Source organism: Pseudomonas gozinkensis, from assembly GCF_014863585.1.
Classification (GTDB): Bacteria; Pseudomonadota; Gammaproteobacteria; order Pseudomonadales; family Pseudomonadaceae; genus Aquipseudomonas; species Aquipseudomonas gozinkensis.
The window spans coordinates 832,501-850,660 of record NZ_CP062253.1 but is presented as its reverse complement, the minus strand read 5'-3'; the positions used below and the strand labels follow the sequence as shown (position 1 = coordinate 850,660).

At 59.5% G+C, this 18,160-nt stretch carries 10 protein-coding genes and 2 rRNA genes (1 of these 12 cut by a window edge); 2 read left to right on the top strand and 10 right to left on the bottom strand.

The annotated features are described in order from the left end of the window. Nucleotides 1-540: 540 nt before the first annotated feature. Nucleotides 541-885 (top strand): cupin domain-containing protein, encoded by a 345-nt coding sequence (locus tag IHQ43_RS03680; RefSeq protein WP_192563410.1) that lies wholly within the window; start codon nucleotides 541-543, stop codon nucleotides 883-885. 94 nt (nucleotides 886-979) lie between these two features. On the opposite strand, the gene mmsB is transcribed toward IHQ43_RS03680, so the two are convergent. Further along, complete coding sequence (gene mmsB / locus IHQ43_RS03675; protein WP_192563409.1) at nucleotides 980-1,867, bottom strand: 3-hydroxyisobutyrate dehydrogenase; 888 nt, start codon at nucleotides 1,865-1,867, stop codon at nucleotides 980-982. 9 nt (nucleotides 1,868-1,876) lie between these two features. Further along, a complete protein-coding gene (locus tag IHQ43_RS03670; protein WP_192563408.1) occupies nucleotides 1,877-3,403 on the bottom strand; it encodes a CoA-acylating methylmalonate-semialdehyde dehydrogenase in 1,527 nt (508 codons plus the stop codon). Nucleotides 3,404-3,552: 149 nt separating this feature from the next. On the opposite strand from IHQ43_RS03670, the gene IHQ43_RS03665 reads away from it, so the two are divergent. Beyond that, nucleotides 3,553-4,500, top strand: a complete 948-nt coding sequence (locus IHQ43_RS03665) for a LysR family transcriptional regulator (protein WP_192563407.1) — start codon at nucleotides 3,553-3,555, stop codon at nucleotides 4,498-4,500. Here IHQ43_RS03665 and yfiB read toward each other — a convergent pair. The 8 genes from yfiB to IHQ43_RS03625 all read right to left on the bottom strand — a co-directional run. After that, the gene (gene yfiB / locus IHQ43_RS03660; RefSeq protein ID WP_192563406.1) at nucleotides 4,497-4,997 is read right to left on the bottom strand and encodes an outer membrane lipoprotein YfiB; all 501 of its coding nucleotides are present in this window, start codon (nucleotides 4,995-4,997) and stop codon (nucleotides 4,497-4,499) included. The genes IHQ43_RS03665 and yfiB overlap by 4 nt on opposite strands. Next, a complete protein-coding gene (dgcN, locus tag IHQ43_RS03655) occupies nucleotides 4,997-6,265 on the bottom strand; it encodes a diguanylate cyclase DgcN/YfiN (RefSeq protein ID WP_192563405.1) in 1,269 nt (422 codons plus the stop codon). Before dgcN ends, yfiB begins: the two co-directional genes overlap by 1 nt. Next, nucleotides 6,262-6,837: a regulatory sequestration protein YfiR gene (yfiR, locus tag IHQ43_RS03650; protein WP_192563404.1), complete on the bottom strand. Its 576-nt coding sequence runs from the start codon at nucleotides 6,835-6,837 to the stop codon at nucleotides 6,262-6,264. Before yfiR ends, dgcN begins: the two co-directional genes overlap by 4 nt. Before the next feature lie 119 nt (nucleotides 6,838-6,956). Then, on the bottom strand, nucleotides 6,957-9,065 hold the full coding sequence (gene recD, locus IHQ43_RS03645) for an exodeoxyribonuclease V subunit alpha (protein WP_192563403.1): 2,109 nt from the start codon (nucleotides 9,063-9,065) through the stop codon (nucleotides 6,957-6,959). Further along, complete coding sequence (gene recB / locus IHQ43_RS03640; RefSeq protein WP_192563402.1) at nucleotides 9,062-12,751, bottom strand: exodeoxyribonuclease V subunit beta; 3,690 nt, start codon at nucleotides 12,749-12,751, stop codon at nucleotides 9,062-9,064. The genes recD and recB overlap by 4 nt, the downstream gene beginning before the upstream one ends. Beyond that, on the bottom strand, nucleotides 12,748-16,200 hold the full coding sequence (gene recC, locus IHQ43_RS03635; protein WP_192563401.1) for an exodeoxyribonuclease V subunit gamma: 3,453 nt from the start codon (nucleotides 16,198-16,200) through the stop codon (nucleotides 12,748-12,750). The genes recB and recC overlap by 4 nt, the downstream gene beginning before the upstream one ends. Before the next feature lie 154 nt (nucleotides 16,201-16,354). Then, a 5S ribosomal RNA gene (gene rrf / locus IHQ43_RS03630) occupies nucleotides 16,355-16,470 on the bottom strand. A 157-nt stretch (nucleotides 16,471-16,627) separates the two neighbouring features. Continuing rightward, nucleotides 16,628-18,160, bottom strand: a 23S ribosomal RNA gene (locus tag IHQ43_RS03625); it runs 1,358 nt beyond the window's last position.

The following is an 18,160-nucleotide window of genomic DNA, read 5'->3' as shown; positions in this document are numbered from 1 at the left end:
GCACATAAAAATTCGATGGGTGTGCGTATCCCGCAGATATAAATCCGCCAGTGCACAAATAATAATTAACTGTTTATTTAAGGCTTCTACTCAAAGTACGCGAGGCATTGCGTCCGCGCCACTTATTAACTGCCCGGTTCATTCAACTGTCATTATTCATTAACAACAGATAGAAGTTCACACTTGAGCCGAAGATCAAGTCAGTTATCGAGATGAGAAAAAGCCGATTCGAGTCTGTCCGTGACTCAGGTGGAGCTCCCTTCCGAGGAATAGTCCTTTAGTACGAATGTTATAGTACAGACGATTTTGTTTTGCAATAGGTGTCAGAATGGTTATCTCGTTTTAGTCTAAAAATTGATTGAACTTTTATGGTGCATGCTTGTATTAAAACCGTCATATATGCACGCACATGGTGCAAATTCGGACTTTAAGCCGATCTGGGCCAGCGCTTACAGGCATCTGGAGGTCGACCCCAGACATTCCGACAGCTCCCGCGAACGTTACGGTGATGGCTCTAACTCCCTCTGGCCTGGAGCCGTCATGCCCGCACCTGTCACCGTTTTGCGCGACACCCACCCCCTGCCCGTACTCGACGCCTGCAAATGGGAAAAGCTCGAGGGCGACCCGCACACCGTCAATCTCAACGCCTACACCAGCGAAGACGGCAGCAAGATCATGGGCACCTGGATCTGCACGCCGGGCAAGTGGCGGGTGGATTACGTGAAATGGGAGTACTGCCATTTCCAGGAAGGCTACTGCGTCATCACCCCGGACGGCATGGAGCCGATCCACCTGCGTGCCGGCGACATCTTCGTCGTTGAGCCAGGCATGAAGGGCACCTGGGAAGTGGTCGAGACCGTACGCAAATATTTTGTGTTCACCTGATACAAAAAAGCCGGGAAACCACCCGACGTGATTTCCCGGCAACACTTACTGCATCTGAATTGCAGACCTGTGACGAGCACCGGCCTGACGACGATTACTGCGGCTTGCGATAGCTGTTGATGATCGCCGAAAAGTCCTTGCCACCTTCCCCGCGCTGACTCATCGCCTGATACAACTGCTGCGCTACCGCGCCCAGCACCACCGGCTGATGGGCCTGACGCGCCGCTTCAGTGGCCAGTCCCAGATCCTTGAGCATCAACTCGGCGCCGAAACCGCCGGTGTAACCACGCGAGGCCGGCGCCGTTTCGACGATGCCCGGCCACGGGTTGTACATTTCCGAACTCCAGCAACGCCCGGTCGAGCTGTTGATGATCCCGGCGAGCACTGAGGTGTCGATGCCCAGTGCATCGCCCAGCGCCATCGCCTCGCTGACGCCGACCATCGAAATGGCGAGCAACAGGTTGTTGCAGATCTTGGCGATCTGGCCGGTGCCGACCTCACCGCAATGCACGATGTTGCGGCCCATCTGCGCCAGCACCGGTTGCAGGGTGGCGAACAGTTCCGGGGTGGCGCCGACCATGAAGGTCAGCGTCCCGGCCGTGGCACCGCCGGTGCCGCCGGACACCGGGGCATCGGCCATGGCCACGCCTTGTTTGGCAGCCGACGCCGCTACATCGCGCGCAGTCTGCGGATCGATGGTGCTGCAATCCACCGCCGGCACGCCTTTGCCGATCCCGGCCAGCACGCCATCTTCACCGAGCCAGACGCTGCGTACATGCACCGCCGCCGGCAGCATGGTGATCACCAGTTCTGCATCTTCAGCGGCTTCGCGAGCCGAAGCGCGGATGGTGCCGCCCAATTGCTCGAGTTCCGCCAGTACGGTTTTGTTCAGGTCCACCAGATTCAGCGAATGCCCGGCCTTGATCAGGTTACGCGCCATCGGCGCGCCCATGTTGCCCAGACCGATAAATGCGATTTTCATGGCCATTCCTCAGCGCAGGTTAATGGTGGTGTTCACGCCGTCGTTGACGCTGTCGTCATCGAACCAGCGCGCCGTGACCGTTTTGGTCTGGGTGTAGAACTGCACCACTTGCTTGCCGTACGGACCGAGGTCGCCGAGTTTCGAACCGCGCGAACCGGTGAAGCTGAAGAACGGTACCGGCACTGGAATCGGGATGTTGATACCGACCTGACCAACGTCGATTTCAGTCTGGAATTTACGCGCCGCCGCGCCGCTCTGGGTGAACAGGCCGGTGCCGTTGCCGAACGGGTTGGCGTTGACCAACGCAATGGCCTGATCGAGGGTATCGACTTCCAGCACCACCAGCACCGGGCCGAAGATTTCCTGGGTGTAGATCTGCATGTCGGTAGTCACCCCGGAGAACAGGGTCGGGCCGACGAAGTTGCCTTTCTCGTAGCCCGGCACGCTGATGTCGCGACCGTCCAGCTCGAGTTTCGCGCCTTCCTTGATGCCGCTCTCGATCAGATCGAGAATTCGCGTCTTGGCCTTTTTCGAAATGACCGGACCGACATCGGTGCCCGGCTCGTTGCCGGCGTTGACCTTGAGTTTCTGCGCCAGCGCTTTCAGATCCGGCAGCCACTGCTTGGCCGCGCCCACCAGCACCACCACCGAGGTGGCCATGCAGCGCTGACCGGCCGCACCGAAACCGGCGCCGACCAGAGCATTGAGTGCTTGCTCGCGATTGGCGTCCGGCAGCACCACCGCGTGGTTCTTCGCGCCCATCATCGATTGCACGCGTTTGCCGTGTTTACCGGCCAGGTCATAAACATGAGTGCCCACAGCGGTCGAACCGACGAACGAAACGGCCTTGATGTCTTTATGGGTGCACAGGCCATCGACCACGTCTTTGCCACCATGGACGACGTTAAGCACGCCAGCCGGAATGCCGGCCTCGATGGCCAGTTCCACCAGCAACATGGTCGACAGCGGATCCTGTTCGGATGGCTTGAGGACGAAGGTGTTGCCGCAGGCGATGGCCATCGGGAACATCCATAGCGGGATCATCGCCGGGAAGTTGAACGGCGTAATGCCGGCACAGACGCCGATCGGCTGGCGCAGGGTGTAGGTATCGACGCCGCCAGCGACGTTTTCGGCGAATTCGCCCATTTGCAGGCTGCCGATCGAGCACGCGTGTTCGACCACTTCCAGGCCACGGAAAATATCGCCTTCAGCGTCAGCGATGGTCTTGCCCTGCTCGGCGCTCAACACCACGGCGATACGTTTGGAGTGTTCGCGGATCAGCGCTTGAAGCTTGAGCATGATGCGCATGCGCGCGCCGATTGGAGTCAGCTTCCAGGTCTGAAAGGCGCGCTGGGCGGCACTGACGGCGGCATCCACTTCAGCGGCGGTGGCGAACGGAACCCTGGCCAGCACTTGCTGGGTCGCCGGGTTGACGATGTCATGCCACTCGGTGGTCTGCGACTCGACCCACTCGCCGTCGATCAGCAGCTTGACCTTCTGGATCGTGGTTTCGTTGGGCGTAAGCGATGCGTTCATGCTGGTCTCCAGAACTTGTTTTTATCTTAGGAGCCAAGGCGAAAGGTTCGCCTTGAGATGAGGCGTGTGTCACGAATTGGTTGTCGGACTGTTTTTGGAGTATAGATGTGCAAACTTCTAATAAGAACGCACATATAAGCCCGTCCATCATGCAAAAAAACATCACCTCTCTAGGCTCGCTGAACTGGGACGACCTCAAGTTTTTCCTCGAAGTCGCCCGTACCCGCAAGGCCAGTACTGCAGCCAAACGCCTGGCGGTGGACTACACCACCGTGTCGCGGCGAATCAGTTCGCTGGAAGCGGCGCTCGGCACCTTGCTGTTCGAAAAGTCACGCACCAGCGGTTTCGTACTGACTGCCGAAGGCCAGCGCCTGCTGAGTTATGCCGAGTCGATCGAAAGCACGCTGCACATGGCCTGCGAGCAGGTATCCGGTTCCGGCGTCGCGCTGTCCGGGCATGTGCGGATGGGCTGCACCGAAGGTTTCGGCAGCTTTTTCATCACCCCGCAACTGAGCCACTTCGTCGACGCCTACCCGGCGATTTCGGTGGATATCCTGCCGCTGCCGCACTTCATCAGCCTGTCCAAACGCGAGGCCGACATCGTCATCGCCCTCGAACGCCCGGAACACGGGCCGTACGTGTGCTGCAAACTCTGCGACTATCGCTTGCAGCTCTACGCAACCCAGGAATATTTGGACAAACATCCGCCGATCCGCCGCCCCGCCGACCTGGGCAAGCATCAATTCATCAGTTATGTGGATGATCTGGCGTTCAGCTCGGAGCTGCTGTATCTGGCGAACGTGTTGCCCGGCGCCAGCGCCAATTTGCGCAGCACCAGCGTGATTGCACAGTTCGTGGCGGCGCAGCAGGGACGCTCATTGGCGATTCTGCCGTGTTTCCTCGCGGCACAGGATCCGCGCCTGTTGCCGGTGTTGCCGGAGGAAATCGACATCACCCGGCAGTTCTGGATGTACTGCCGGGAAGATCTGCGCAAGTTGAAACGGATCACCCTGTTGTGGGATTACATCCGTGAGGTGACCGAGCGCAATCAGGATCTGTTGATGGGTGAGACCCGCGAAATGCAGTTCGCCGACTAGTCGGCGCTGACCACGATCGACACCCGGCGGTTTTCGGTGCGGCCGGCGGCGGTGTCGTTGGAGGCGACCGGTTCGCGGCTGCCGAGGCCTTGCAGCTGGATATTCTCGTCCTTCATACCGATGGAGGTCAGCACTTTGCCGACGCTTTTCGCGCGACGCAGTGACAGCTGCTGGTTGTAGGTTTCCTTGCCCGAGGCGTCGGTGTGGCCATCAACCCGCACGCGCTCAATGCTGACACCCAGCAACGCTTTGCCGATACGCTCGACGATTTCGGTACTTTGCTTGTTCAGGCTTTCGACATCGCTCCCAAACAACACTTTGCCCGACAGACCAAATTCCCAGCCATCATCGGTCAACTCGAAGCCTTGCTGCTTGAGGACCGCGACCTGGGCCGGCGTCAGGCCTTTTTGTGGAGCGGTCTGGCAACCGGTCAGGGCCAGCATGGCCGTCAGCAGCAGGGTGGAAAACAGTCGAACGGAAAGTGAAAACACGGGCATCAGCTCCTGGTTTTAACGGGATCGACCGGGTGCTCCGACCCGGCCGTGTATTGGGCGCCGCGCGACAAACGCTTGGCTTGGTACATCGCGGCATCCGCCGCATCGAGCAAGGTGCCTGGCGTGGCGCCATGATCGGGGTAAACGGCGATGCCGATACTGAGCGAAGTCACGACACTGCTGTCACCCGGCAGTGCAATCGGGGTATCCATGCTGGCGAGGATCTTGTCGGCAATGCGCTCGGCGTCTTCGGTCTTGTGCAAGGGCGTCAGCAGAACGGCAAACTCGTCACCGCCCAGACGCGCCACCAGATCTTCTTCACGCAACTGCGCTCGCACCCGATTCGCCACCGCCACTAGCACCGCGTCGCCGGCGGCATGACCGAAGCTGTCGTTGATGTCCTTGAATCGGTCGCTGTCGAGAAACAGCACTGCCACGCGCTCGTTCAGTTTTTGGGCGCTGCGTAGCGCACGGATCAGACGGCCTTCGAAAAACGCCCGGTTCGGCAATCCGGTGAGACTGTCGTGGCTGGCCTGGTGGGCGAGGGTTTCGTTCTCGCTTTTCAGGTGGGTTTGCCAGTCTTCGAGTTCATCAAGCAAGGCATTGAAGTCGTTGCCCAGGTTGTCCAGTTCGGCAATCTTCGCCCGTGGCACCCGTCGATCCAGTGCCCGTTCGCTACGGGCGGCGTGCGCCACTGCCGCCAGGCTATGCAACGGGCCGATGATCCTGCGCAACTGACGACGCGCCAGATAGAGCGCGACCCAGGCGCTGATCGCCGTGCAGAGAATGATCCCCGCCAGACCGCTCAACAGAAAGCGCATCAGACTGCCGCCGTGACCGATCAGCAAAATGCGCCCGATCTCGCGATCCTGATGGAGGATCGGCAGGCTGATGGGTTTTTCCAGAATGGCCCGCGCGACCTGCATCTCCAGCTCGGAAAACAGGCCGTTCTCCGGACGCCGCCAGCGCGCGATCAACTGGCCCTGAGTGTCCAGCACCTGGGCATCCGCCACTTCTTCGGTTGATGCGATCAACGCCAGCGCTTCGGTCGCGGCGACCTTGTCATTGAACACCACGGCGGCTTCCACGGTGTAACTGATCGAGCGGGCAATCAAGTGCAGGTTGTGATCGGCATAGACCCGCAGCGCCAGCACCCCAAGCAGCGTCAGCGACACACTGGCCATTGCCACGGCGACCAGCGCCACAATCAGGTTGCCACGGCCGATGACCAGGCCCAGGGTCGGACGCCCTGTGGATTTGTCGCGTCTCATGGCACCGCCGGTTTGCGGCGCGACAACTGCAGCACGCTGGGGTGAATGCGTACACCGCTGCGGGCGACGGAATCGAGATTGACCTCGAACGACACTTGCTCATCGCCAATCCGCAGGCAGAACAGACTACCGACCGTGCATTGATCGCCGCCCTCGCTAATGCTCAACACCGGATGCCCGATCAAGGATGCAAAGAGCCGGCTGCGTTCGTCTGTTGTCAGTTTGCCGATGTAGACTGCGTCGCACTCGCTGACGATGGCCGGGTTATCAGCCAGCAGTCGACGCACGATGACCGGACGCCCCGTGGCCTGGGTCGTACCCTTGACCAGGTCGTCGGTGTATTCGGTCGGGCCTACGATGCACAGGCGCAGCTGCGCCGGCTCCACCGGCCAGCGTGCATAACTGAGGATGCCGAGGACAACCTGAGTGACGGACAAGGCCCTGTGTTCAGCCATGCCCACCGGAGTTTGAGTCTGGGCAGCGGCCACACCCGTGAGCAAACAGAGCACACCGGCAAGCAACGCCTGCCTGCAGCCAACTACGCGCTCTGTCGCCCAGACAGCCACCTTCATGCAGGGATTCTCTTGGATCGTTACGAAATGATGCCGCAACGATAGCACAGCGTTGGAACGCCAGCGATACAGCGACCTCTGACCGGCTGGTCAATTATCGTCGGCAATCGCAGGCATCTTCATCCTCGGGGCGGTGTCCCTTCTTCCAGTTCCAGCATCAGTCCGCTCAAGCGTTTCACCTTGCGCTGCACCGCCTCTTCAAACACGCCGTCCCGAGGTTCGATCAGGGTGAACCAGTCCTTTGCGCGGGTAATGCCGGTGTAGATCAGCTCCTTGGTCAACACGGGATTCAGGGCGTCCGGAAGGATCAGCGCGGTATGGGCAAATTCCGAGCCCTGGGACTTGTGCACGGTCATCGCATAAACGGTCTCGACATCATTGAGCCGGCTCGGCAGCACGAAGCGCACCCCTCCACGCCCGTCGTTACGCGGGAACGCCACTCGCAACACCGACTTACCGGCGTCAGGCCCATCGCGCTCGGGCAGTTTCAGGGCGATACCGATATCACCATTCATCAACCCCAGACCGTAGTCATTTCGGGTCATCAGCACCGGCCGGCCTTCGTACCATTGCTGGTCGCTTTCGATCAGACGCGCCTTGAGCAACGCGTCGGTGATGCGCTGGTTCAGCCCTTCGACACCCCACGGCCCTTTGCGCACTGCGCACAACAACTGGAAGGTATCGAAGGCCTGCAGGACGTCACGCGCCCAGTCGACCCAGTCCGGGTGCTCGAGTGGCGTTCCACTCGCCGGACGTCGATCGCGCAAGACGCTCAGATAGTGTCGATATCCGTGAGGGCCTACGCCGTGCCCATCGAGCACCAGGTGCTCAAGTTTTCGGTCGTGCTCGTTCTGAAGTGGCAACGAAAACACATCGCCATGAGTTTTGGCGCCCAGTAACTGGCGAGCCTCTTCCGGGAGCTGCTGATTCACCCGCCGCGCCAGTTGGCCGATGCCACTGCCCTCGCCGAAACGCCGCGAGTGTCGCAGCATCACCACTTGCTGGGCCAACGGATGCGAACCATCAGTGTCTTCGTGCAAGCCGCTGTCCTGCAGGGATTCGCCGCTCACCTGTTCCAGCCACTGGCGCGTCTGCGGACTGTACCAACCGGCTTCGGCATCGCGGCACAAATCCCCCAGCACCGCACCAGCCTCCACCGAGGCCAGTTGATCCTTGTCGCCCAGCAACACCAACCGGGCATGAGGCGGCAAGGCATCGAGCAGGTTGGCCATCATTTCCAGATCGATCATGGACGCTTCATCGACCACCAGAACGTCCAGAGGCAGACGGTTACCGGCATGGTGACGGAAGTGCCGCGTGCCGGGGCGACTGCCGAGCAGGCGGTGCACCGTGGTCACCTCGGTCGGGATTTTTTCCCGGACGCTGTCAGCGACCGTCAGCGATTGCACCTGCTGACTGATGGACTCGGTCAACCGCGCCGCCGCTTTACCGGTAGGCGCCGCAAGCCGAATGCGCAATGGTTGATGCGCCTCGACCGCCGGTGCCTGGAGCAACGCCAGTAAACGGACCACCGTCGTCGTCTTGCCGGTGCCCGGGCCGCCCGTGATGATGCTGAAGGCACTTCGAGTCGCCAGGGCGCAGGCCAGTTTCTGCCAGTCGATGACATCCGCACGCTTTGCCGGATCGAACAGTTCGTCCAGCCGCCGAGCAAGATCGGGAGGTGTCGCTTCCTGCTCCGCGAGTCGCTGACGCAGTGCGCTGTCGATACGCCGCTCGTAGGCCCAATAGCGCCGCAAATACAAGCGTTTGCCGGACAGCACCAGCGGGCGTTCCTGAGCCGACGTACCTTCGTCGGCGGCCAGTGCCACCAGCGAACTGCCGGCCAGCACCTTGCACCAGTGTGCTCCGTCGAGGGTTTCGAGCAGTTGCGATGGCAGCAGCAACACGCCGGGTTGCGCATCCCCTTCCGGCGGCAGGGAAAGAGCGAAATCCGGCGCCTTGAGGGTTTCGAACAGATCCAGGCAGACATGACCATGGCCGAGCTGGTGACTGGTCAATGCGGCGGCGAGCAACACCAACGGATCGACATCGGGCGCCAACTCATGAAGAAAGGCCACGAATGCCTTGTCCAGTGCCCGCAGCCAACCGCGCTCGACCCAGCGGGTGAGCAACAGCAACAGGTCATCGGCACGGGTCAGTGGCGTCAGTTGCGCAAGGCTGTCGGCGGTCAGCGGCGTTGGCAGCAGGTCGGCGAATGTCCGGTTCATAGCAATTCTCCCTGTTCCCACGCGGGCTCGACCTTGGGTTGCGGCTTGCCCTGGAACATCAGGTCCAGACGTTCGATCAACTCCCGTGGTGGTCGCGCGAAGTAAACGCCACCGCCAGGAGCCCGTGTCCCGCGCAGGAACAGATACAACGCGCCGCCGATATGCCGGTCGTAGTCGTAGTCGGTAAGCCGCGCCTTGAGCTGACGATGCAGTGCCAACAGGTACAGCACGTATTGCAGGTCGTAACGGTTGTCGAGAATCGACTGCTCCATGGCTCGCTCGGTGTACGCAGCGTCATCGACGCCCAGCCAGTTGGATTTGTAATCGGCAACGTAGTAGCGGCCCTCGTGCTCGAACGTCAGGTCGATAAAGCCTTTGAACATGCCATTGAGCTGCACCGCTTCGGCGCCGACCCGGGCAACACCGTTGTGAGTGAATTGACGCACCTGTTCGTCGAGCTTGAGCACGTCCACTTTGTGGCTGGCGAACCAGAACTCCATCTCGACCCGATACTGCTTCAATTGCTCGAGCACCACTGGCGGCTGGTCGCCCCCTGCGGGCAACGGCAGTTTGAGCAAGTGTTGCAACCAGTCGCCGAGGGTGATGATCCAGCCTTCCCAGCCCCGTCGATTGCAACGCCGGGCAATCGCATCGTCCAGCGACACGCGGGTGACCGCGAACCCTTCCTCCCCTGCCCACTCCAGCAAACCGTGAAGGAAGGTTCCCGGATTCGGGCCACGGGGGAAGCGGTGAATGTCAGCCCCGCCGGCGATGATCTCGCGCGGAGCTTCAGGATCGAGGCGTTCGTCGTCGAACAGCTTTTGCGCCTGCGGACTGTCGGGAGCTTCGTCATTGCCGACGCTCAGCACGTCACTGATGCGCAAGGCGCTGTACGACGCGATCCACCAGTTTTCGCTGGCCCTGCGGCTCGGTAAAAGGGTGGCACGTAGCGTGGCTTCGTTACGCGGAGGCTGGTACTCCTCGCTGGTGGCCTCCGGCATTTCAACAACGCTCAGCGCCGAACAGTCCTGTTGCAGATCGCGCAACCAGCGGGCCAATCCGCTGGACTCGTTCAACGTTGCGCCGCCGCCCAACAGATAGCCCAGCGCAGAAAGATGCAGCACCGAGCTGCTGTGATTGCCGCGCTTGAGATCCGTCACCCCGAGCCAGCACGCATGTTGTGCGCGAGTCAGCGCGACGTAGAGCAAGCGGAGATCTTCCGCCAGGCGCTCGCTGTCCGCCAGGGCGATCAGTTCGGCGTCGGGTTTCAGACTGATGCGGGCCTTGCCGGACTCATCGTGGTAATGCAGCGGCAATCGACTGCCATCCACGGGTTTGGCCGAGCAGATGAACGGCAGGAACACCAACGGGTATTCAAGCCCCTTGGACTTGTGAATGGTCACGACCTTGACCAGTTGTTCGTCGCTTTCAAGACGCAGGATCTGCTCTTCACCTGCCTGCCCGGACAGCGCCAGATGCTCGGCCAGATGGCGGATCAGTGCCTGCTCGCCATCGAGTTCCGACGCGGCTTGTTGCAACAATTCCGACAGGTGCAACAGGTTGGTCAGCACCCGCTCGCCATCACTGCGGGCGATGAGCATCTGCGGCAGTTGAAAGTCGTGCAGCAGGCGCCGCAACATCGGCAGCACCCCTTGCTTGCGCCAGAGCTCACGATAACCCCGGAACTGCATGACCCGGGTTTCCCAGACCAGTTCGTCTTGATTCAGACGCTCCAGCTCAACCAGTGGCAGGTTCAGCGTGATGCACGCAAGCGCTGCTTTCAGGGAGCGTTCGACATCCGGTTCGGCGCACGCCTTGAGCCACGAAAGCAGGTCATGGGCTTCCTGAGCAGCAAAAACCGAGTCCTTGTCCGACAGATAAACGCTGCGGACTCCGCGCGCTGCGAGCTCACCGCGTACCGCCTGCGCCTCTTTACCGTCGCGGACCAAAATCGCAATGTCCGCTGGCCGCAGCCCACGCCAATCCTTGCCCTCCTGCACAAACCCGGCGCGACCGGTTTGCCCGCCATTGAGCAGGGTCGTGATTTCACTGGCGCAGGCCGCCGCCAACTCCTGACGATAAACCGTCCCGGACAACGGCTTGTCGGTGGATAAATGCCAGATGTTCAGCGCTGGCACATCAAGCCCGGATACCTGCAAATGTTCTTTACGCCCCTGAGCCTCTACAGGCTGGAATGGCACCGGGTTATCGCCGTTTTTCTCTCGGAACAGAAATGCTCCGCGCCCTTGCTCACGGGACTCGGCGCGTTCGAATACATGGTTGACTGCACTGACCATCCCGTGACTGGAACGGAAGTTCGTGCCCAGGGTATGCAGTCGCCCGGTTGTGGCCTGCCGGGCTCGCAGATAGGTGTAGATGTCCGCGCCACGGAAGGCATAGATCGCCTGCTTCGGATCGCCAATCAGGAACAGCCCGGTCTCGGGGTTGTTCTCTTCAATGCGATAGATGCTTTCGAAGATTCGGTACTGCACCGGGTCCGTGTCCTGGAACTCATCGATCAGTGCGACCGGGAACTGCTCGCGGATGAGCGTGGCAAGACGTTCCCCACCGTCGGATTGCAAGGCAGCATCCAGACGCAACAGCATGTCGTCGAAACCCATTTCGGCTCGACGGCGCTTCTCGTCTTCAAAGCGAGCACCGACCCATTTGGCTGCATGCTGCAGCACGGCCGCATCGGGCGTCGGCAAATTGTCGAGGCTCGACTTGAGCACAGGCATGGCATCCAGGCCCGGGTGACTCGGTGGCTCACCTTTCCAGGCTTCAGCCATGCCGTCCGGTGTGAGCCGGGCGAACCCGGTGCCGATATCCAGTTGCTCGAGCGTCTCGTCCTCGGCCCAGGCCTTGAGTTTTTCGAACCAGGGTTCGAAATAGCGGGCCTGCATCTTACGCCCGTCCACGGTTTTGTTGGCGACGCCCTGATGGCAGATGGCGAGTAATTCATCGGTCCACTGCCGCCATGGTCCCTTCAACTCCACCAATGCCGCACGGCGTTCCTGCAGGCATTCTTCGATCAGTTCGGATGGCGTCTTGTCTGAATCCCCTTCGCGCTCGGTGCCAAACAGCCCACGCACACGCGGCAACAGGGCCGCCGGACCTCCCCAGTGACTGCGAACCCAGTTCAAGGCATCGCCCTGCATCGGATAGCAGAACAGCCGCCAATAATCGCGCAGCACTTCGCCGAGCAGGTCGCTGTGATCGGTTTCCAGGGTCTGGGTAAACAGACTTCCGCTGTCGAACGCATGCTCGCGCAGCATTCGCTGACACCAACTGTGAATCGTCGAGACAGCCGCTTCGTCCATCCATTGCGCGGCGATGTCCAGGCGGTTGGCACAACCGGGCCATTGTTGCGGATCGAACCCTGCCCGCAGTTCATCGATCAACGCATCAGGAGGAGGCGTCTCGTCACGGAAGAAACGGGCGGCTTCGGCCAGCCGCGTGCGTATGCGTTCGCGCAGCTCTTTGGTGGCCGCGTCGGTGAAGGTCACCACGAGAATCTGCGGGGGCAACAGCTCACGGCCGAAACCACTCGCCTCGCCCCCATGCCCGAGGATCAACCGCAGATACAACGCCGAAATGGTAAACGTCTTGCCAGTGCCCGCACTGGCTTCGATCAATTGGCTGCCCTTTAACGGGAATGCCAGGGCGAGTGGCGGCTGGTTACTCATGCGCCTGCCTCCTCGTGGGTCCATGAGCGCCACGGTGCCTCAAGCAAAGGACGATACAGTGCATCACACCAACCGGAGAAGGTTTCATCCGCCTGCAGTGCATCGAAGTCGGCGAATTGTCGGGACAGAGCCGGGCTTTCGCGCCGCTCGCCTTCGCTGGTCTGACCATCCCCCTCATAGGCTTTGCGGGCAGCCGCTTCAGCCTTGACCGGATCGGTCTGGGCCAGCCATGCAAAAGCCGTTTTCACCGCAACAGGTAGTGGCTGCCGCATGCCCGTTTGCCAGGCGAGCAGCAGATCCTCAAGCATTCGCCCTGCCCTGGTTCGTTCCAGAGGTTCAAGAAGGAGCGTGTCATCACTGGCCACCAGTGCGGTCGTCAAGGAAAGTCCACAGGCACACGCGACAAGATGGCTGACCCAGGGCTTGGTCAAGCGATGCCATTTGCGACTCTTGATCGAGCCAATGCTGTTGGGGATCGTCGTGACTGACAGCACGCCGCCATCGGCGCGCCGGTGCAGGCCACCCAGCCATCCTTCAAGGCGCAGTTCCTGCCATTCAAAATTGATCGGTAACGCATTGTTCAGGGGTGTTGGCCATAACGCCAAGAGCTGTTGATATCGTTGCAACAAGTCTGGCAAAGGCTCGATCAGCTCTCGTTGAAGGCATTCACCGAATCCGGCCATGGGCAACAATCCGCTGTTTTGCAGGCGTTGGGCTTGAGACTCGAGCGCCTGTTCGACATTACCCGGGTGTCTCAAGGCTGCCTCGAGCAAGCTGTCGCTGAGCATATATCGTTGCAACGCATCCAGTACAAAGGGCTCCTCGTCAGCCTGAGGCACCTGCGCCGCTTCGAAGTAAACCTTGAGCCGTTGAGTGAAAAAATGTCGAACCGGATTGCGCAGAAAGTCCTGCAGCAACTCCAGACTCAACGGCTCCTCCTGGACATGGGCGGCAAGCATTGTTGCGACATCGTTCTGCTCGTGATGTTGATGCAGCACCTGCCACTCGCTGGCGTAGCTGAACAGCTTGTCTTCCTCATGGAAGTAGCGCGAACTGAATGGCTGCAACGGATGCTCCTGAGTCATGGCAATCAGGAGATCCTCGCTGTCGTCGGCCGATCGCCATCCATTGGCGAGATGATCGCGCAACTGGCCGATCAACACAGAGGCTGGCCGCTCGCTGTTGTCGCGAATGCTGCGGCCCACCCAACTGATGTAGAGCTGGTGACGGGCGGACAAGAGCGCTTCGAGCAGAAGATAGCGATCATCCTCCCGACGGGAGCGATCTCCCGGCCGGTAGTCGCTGCCCATGAGATCGAAGTCCAACGGCGGTTGAGCGCGTGGATAATCGCCATCGTTCATGCCCAACAGGCAAACCAGCTTGAACGGGATAGCGCGCATCGGCATCAGTGTGCAAAAGTTCACGGCTCCCGCCAGGAAGCGCTGCGAAAGACGCCCCTGATCCAGCCCCGCCAGCCAGGCCTCACGGACGACGGTCAGTGGCAGCTCATCCAGCAGACCGACGGCCTCGCAGGTTTCCAGCCAGGTTTCGCGCAACTCCTCGAGTTGAGCCAGCAGGTAGTCGTCATGCTCATCTTCGGGTTTGAAAAACAGCTGCATCAACGCCTGAAGCCGATGTCCCCATTCCTGTGGTTGCGCGGGTTTCATCAGTTGCTGATGCGAAAGCTCCAGGGCATCCAGCAACGCTACCAATGGCCCAATCAACGCGGCATCGAGACCACCGATTTCATCGTACGGCTCGATATCCCCACAGGCACCGGAACTGCCGACCGCATAACCGAGCAGCATCCGGCGCAGACCAAAGCGCCAACTGTTTTGCTCCAGTTCGTCGGGTAACCCCAGCTCGGCCCGTTGCCCGGCGTCGATACCCCAACGCACCCCGGCGCCCTCGATCCAGCGATGAAGGGTCGGCAAGTCTCGCTCTTGCACACCAAACCTGGCGCGCAACGCAGGGACGTCGAGCAAGTCGAGTATCTCACTGACGGGAAAACGACTGTCTGGCAGCTTGAGCAGATGTTCGACAGCGATCAGTAATGGATCCCGCCCGCGCTGCCCCTGATCGGCCATGGTGAACGGAATGAAGCGTGGGTCATGACGATCCAGTTGCCCAAATACGGCGCGGATATGCGGCGCATAACTATCGATGTCGGGCACCATCACGATCACATCGCGAGGGCGTAAATGAGGGTTGGCACTGAAACGGGCCAGGAGCTGGTCGTGGAGAATCTCGACTTCGCGCTGGGCGCTATGGGCAATATGAAAGCGGATCGAATCGTCCAGAGTCAGGTCGACTGCCGGCCAGAGCGCTCGAGTCTCGCTGAGCGGCCGCAGCTCCAGAATATCGTCCTGTAACTGATTGAGCATGTTCTTCGGCCGGTTTTCGCTGAACAGATCGATACGTCCGTTGCGAAATGCTGCGCGATAGCTGTCCGGCTCATCGTAGCTGTCGAGAAGGTTGATGTAATCGCGACCTTGCTTGCCCCACGCTGCGAGGAGCGGGTGAGCATGTTGGTGGAGTGATTCCGAATCCAGCACCACAGGCATGCCGTTTTTTCGGGACTGTCGCTTGTACTGATGCCGCAAGAGATCCTTGTCGGCAACGATATCGGCCCAGTGATAACGGCAGGGATTATGGACACACAACAAAACCTGACTGAATCGGGAAAGTCCGGCCAATGCTTCCAGTACCTGGGCGGGCAACGAGGAAATTCCGAAGACGATCACTCGCTGGGGAAGTCCGCTCGGTGCGCTTTCAAGACTGTTGATACGTTCCATGAATCGCTGGTGCACGCCCGCCCGACTTTGGGCCATGCCTTGCTCGCCCACATCATCCAGAAGGGCGCGCCACAACTCTGCCTGCCAACAACTGGTCGGGGGCAGCGGCTTTACTTCACCCCTCACGTTGCGTAACTGATGATGCCCCTCCGCCCAATCCTCAAGCCAATCAGCTCGATAGACCTGGTATTGGTCGAAGAGGTCTGCCAGACGTTCGGACAACTGGTAGCGCTTGCGCAGATCGGTGTCATGGGTGAGGAAGCGTTGCAGTGGTTCGAAATGCGGTCGGTTGATGACCTGTGGCAGCAGGCGCATCAGACGCCAGGTCAACGGTGCCTTGTCGAGCAGCGACTTTGCCGGGATTTCCTCTCGCCCCAGAACCATCCGGTAAAGCTGCCACATGAAACTGCCCGGCAGTTGCACATCAATAGCAGCGGCGATACCACAGCCGCCGGTGTCGTCCTCTTCAGGGTCCTCAGCCAGTGCCAGCTTGAGCCACTGAGCGATGCCGTTGCTCTGTACGAGCGCGATTTCGTTCTCCAGGGGAGCCAGTGGATAGCGCCGCATGATGCTGATCACAAGGCTGCGCAGTTCATCCAGGCTGTTGCTCTGAACGACCATGAATGCAGCGTTGAGGGACTGGGTGTCCGGCATGAAGGCTTCCTTGGAAAAGTGCAAAAGCTAGGGCTGAACCTTAACATTGTCGGTCGGCGACGACAGCCGCAAGGCGGCTGAGAATGCTGTAAGAACTTTCCTGCGGGCAAAACAAAACCCCAACTGCTTTCGCAATTGGGGTTTCGGAATTTAATCTTGACGATGACCTACTCTCACATGGGGAAACCCCACACTACCATCGGCGATGCATCGTTTCACTTCTGAGTTCGGGATGGGATCAGGTGGTTCCAACGCTCTATGGTCGTCAAGAAATTCGGGTACTGACTCGTGACCAGATGGCCTCGCTTCAGCAAATTGGGTATGCGATAGTTTTCGGTGTTTTGTGAGCGTCGAACTTTCGGTTCATCTTCGTCTTCACACACCGCAACCTGGTCTCTTTCGAGTCTACAGATTGCTTGGGTGTTATATGGTCAAGCCTCACGGGCAATTAGTATTGGTTAGCTCAACGCCTCACAGCGCTTACACACCCAACCTATCAACGTCGTAGTCTTCGACGGCCCTTCAGGGAACTCAAGGTTCCAGTGAGATCTCATCTTGAGGCAAGTTTCCCGCTTAGATGCTTTCAGCGGTTATCTTTCCCGAACATAGCTACCCGGCAATGCCACTGGCGTGACAACCGGAACACCAGAGGTTCGTCCACTCCGGTCCTCTCGTACTAGGAGCAGCCCCTCTCAAATCTCAAACGTCCACGGCAGATAGGGACCGAACTGTCTCACGACGTTCTAAACCCAGCTCGCGTACCACTTTAAATGGCGAACAGCCATACCCTTGGGACCGGCTTCAGCCCCAGGATGTGATGAGCCGACATCGAGGTGCCAAACACCGCCGTCGATATGAACTCTTGGGCGGTATCAGCCTGTTATCCCCGGAGTACCTTTTATCCGTTGAGCGATGGCCCTTCCATACAGAACCACCGGATCACTAAGACCTACTTTCGTACCTGCTCGACGTGTCTGTCTCGCAGTCAAGCGCGCTTTTGCCTTTATACTCTACGACCGATTTCCGACCGGTCTGAGCGCACCTTCGTACTCCTCCGTTACTCTTTAGGAGGAGACCGCCCCAGTCAAACTACCCACCATACACTGTCCTCGATCCGGATAACGGACCTGAGTTAGAACCTCAAAGTTGCCAGGGTGGTATTTCAAGGATGGCTCCACGCGAACTGGCGTCCACGCTTCAAAGCCTCCCACCTATCCTACACAAGCAAATTCAAAGTCCAGTGCAAAGCTATAGTAAAGGTTCACGGGGTCTTTCCGTCTAGCCGCGGATACACTGCATCTTCACAGCGATTTCAATTTCACTGAGTCTCGGGTGGAGACAGCGCCGCCATCGTTACGCCATTCGTGCAGGTCGGAACTTACCCGACAAGGAATTTCGCTACCTTAGGACCGTTATAGTTACGGCCGCCGTTTACCGGGGCTTCGATCAAGAGCTTCGCGTTAGCTAACCCCATCAATTAACCTTCCGGCACCGGGCAGGCGTCACACCCTATACGTCCACTTTCGTGTTTGCAGAGTGCTGTGTTTTTAATAAACAGTCGCAGCGGCCTGGTATCTTCGACCGGCGTGGGCTTACGCAGCAAGTGCTTCACCCTCACCGGCGCACCTTCTCCCGAAGTTACGGTGCCATTTTGCCTAGTTCCTTCACCCGAGTTCTCTCAAGCGCCTTGGTATTCTCTACCCAACCACCTGTGTCGGTTTGGGGTACGGTTCCTGGTTATCTGAAGCTTAGAAGCTTTTCTTGGAAGCATGGCATCAACCACTTCGTCGCCTAAAGGCAACTCGTCATCAGCTCTCGGCCTTGAAACCCCGGATTTACCTAAGATTTCAGCCTACCACCTTAAACTTGGACAACCAACGCCAAGCTGGCCTAGCCTTCTCCGTCCCTCCATCGCAATAACCAGAAGTACAGGAATATTAACCTGTTTTCCATCGACTAC

Coding starts and splice junctions, on each gene's coding strand:
- mmsB (WP_192563409.1), bottom strand. CDS start 1,867: ATGAAAATCGCATTTATCGGTCTGGGCAACATGGGCGCGCCGATGGCG.
- yfiR (WP_192563404.1), bottom strand. CDS start 6,837: ATGAAGGTGGCTGTCTGGGCGACAGAGCGCGTAGTTGGCTGCAGGCAG.
- recD (WP_192563403.1), bottom strand. CDS start 9,065: ATGAACCGGACATTCGCCGACCTGCTGCCAACGCCGCTGACCGCCGAC.
- yfiB (WP_192563406.1), bottom strand. CDS start 4,997: ATGCCCGTGTTTTCACTTTCCGTTCGACTGTTTTCCACCCTGCTGCTG.
- dgcN (WP_192563405.1), bottom strand. CDS start 6,265: ATGAGACGCGACAAATCCACAGGGCGTCCGACCCTGGGCCTGGTCATC.
- IHQ43_RS03680 (WP_192563410.1), top strand. CDS start 541: ATGCCCGCACCTGTCACCGTTTTGCGCGACACCCACCCCCTGCCCGTA.
- recC (WP_192563401.1), bottom strand. CDS start 16,200: ATGCCGGACACCCAGTCCCTCAACGCTGCATTCATGGTCGTTCAGAGC.
- recB (WP_192563402.1), bottom strand. CDS start 12,751: ATGAGTAACCAGCCGCCACTCGCCCTGGCATTCCCGTTAAAGGGCAGC.
- IHQ43_RS03665 (WP_192563407.1), top strand. CDS start 3,553: ATGCAAAAAAACATCACCTCTCTAGGCTCGCTGAACTGGGACGACCTC.
- IHQ43_RS03670 (WP_192563408.1), bottom strand. CDS start 3,403: ATGAACGCATCGCTTACGCCCAACGAAACCACGATCCAGAAGGTCAAG.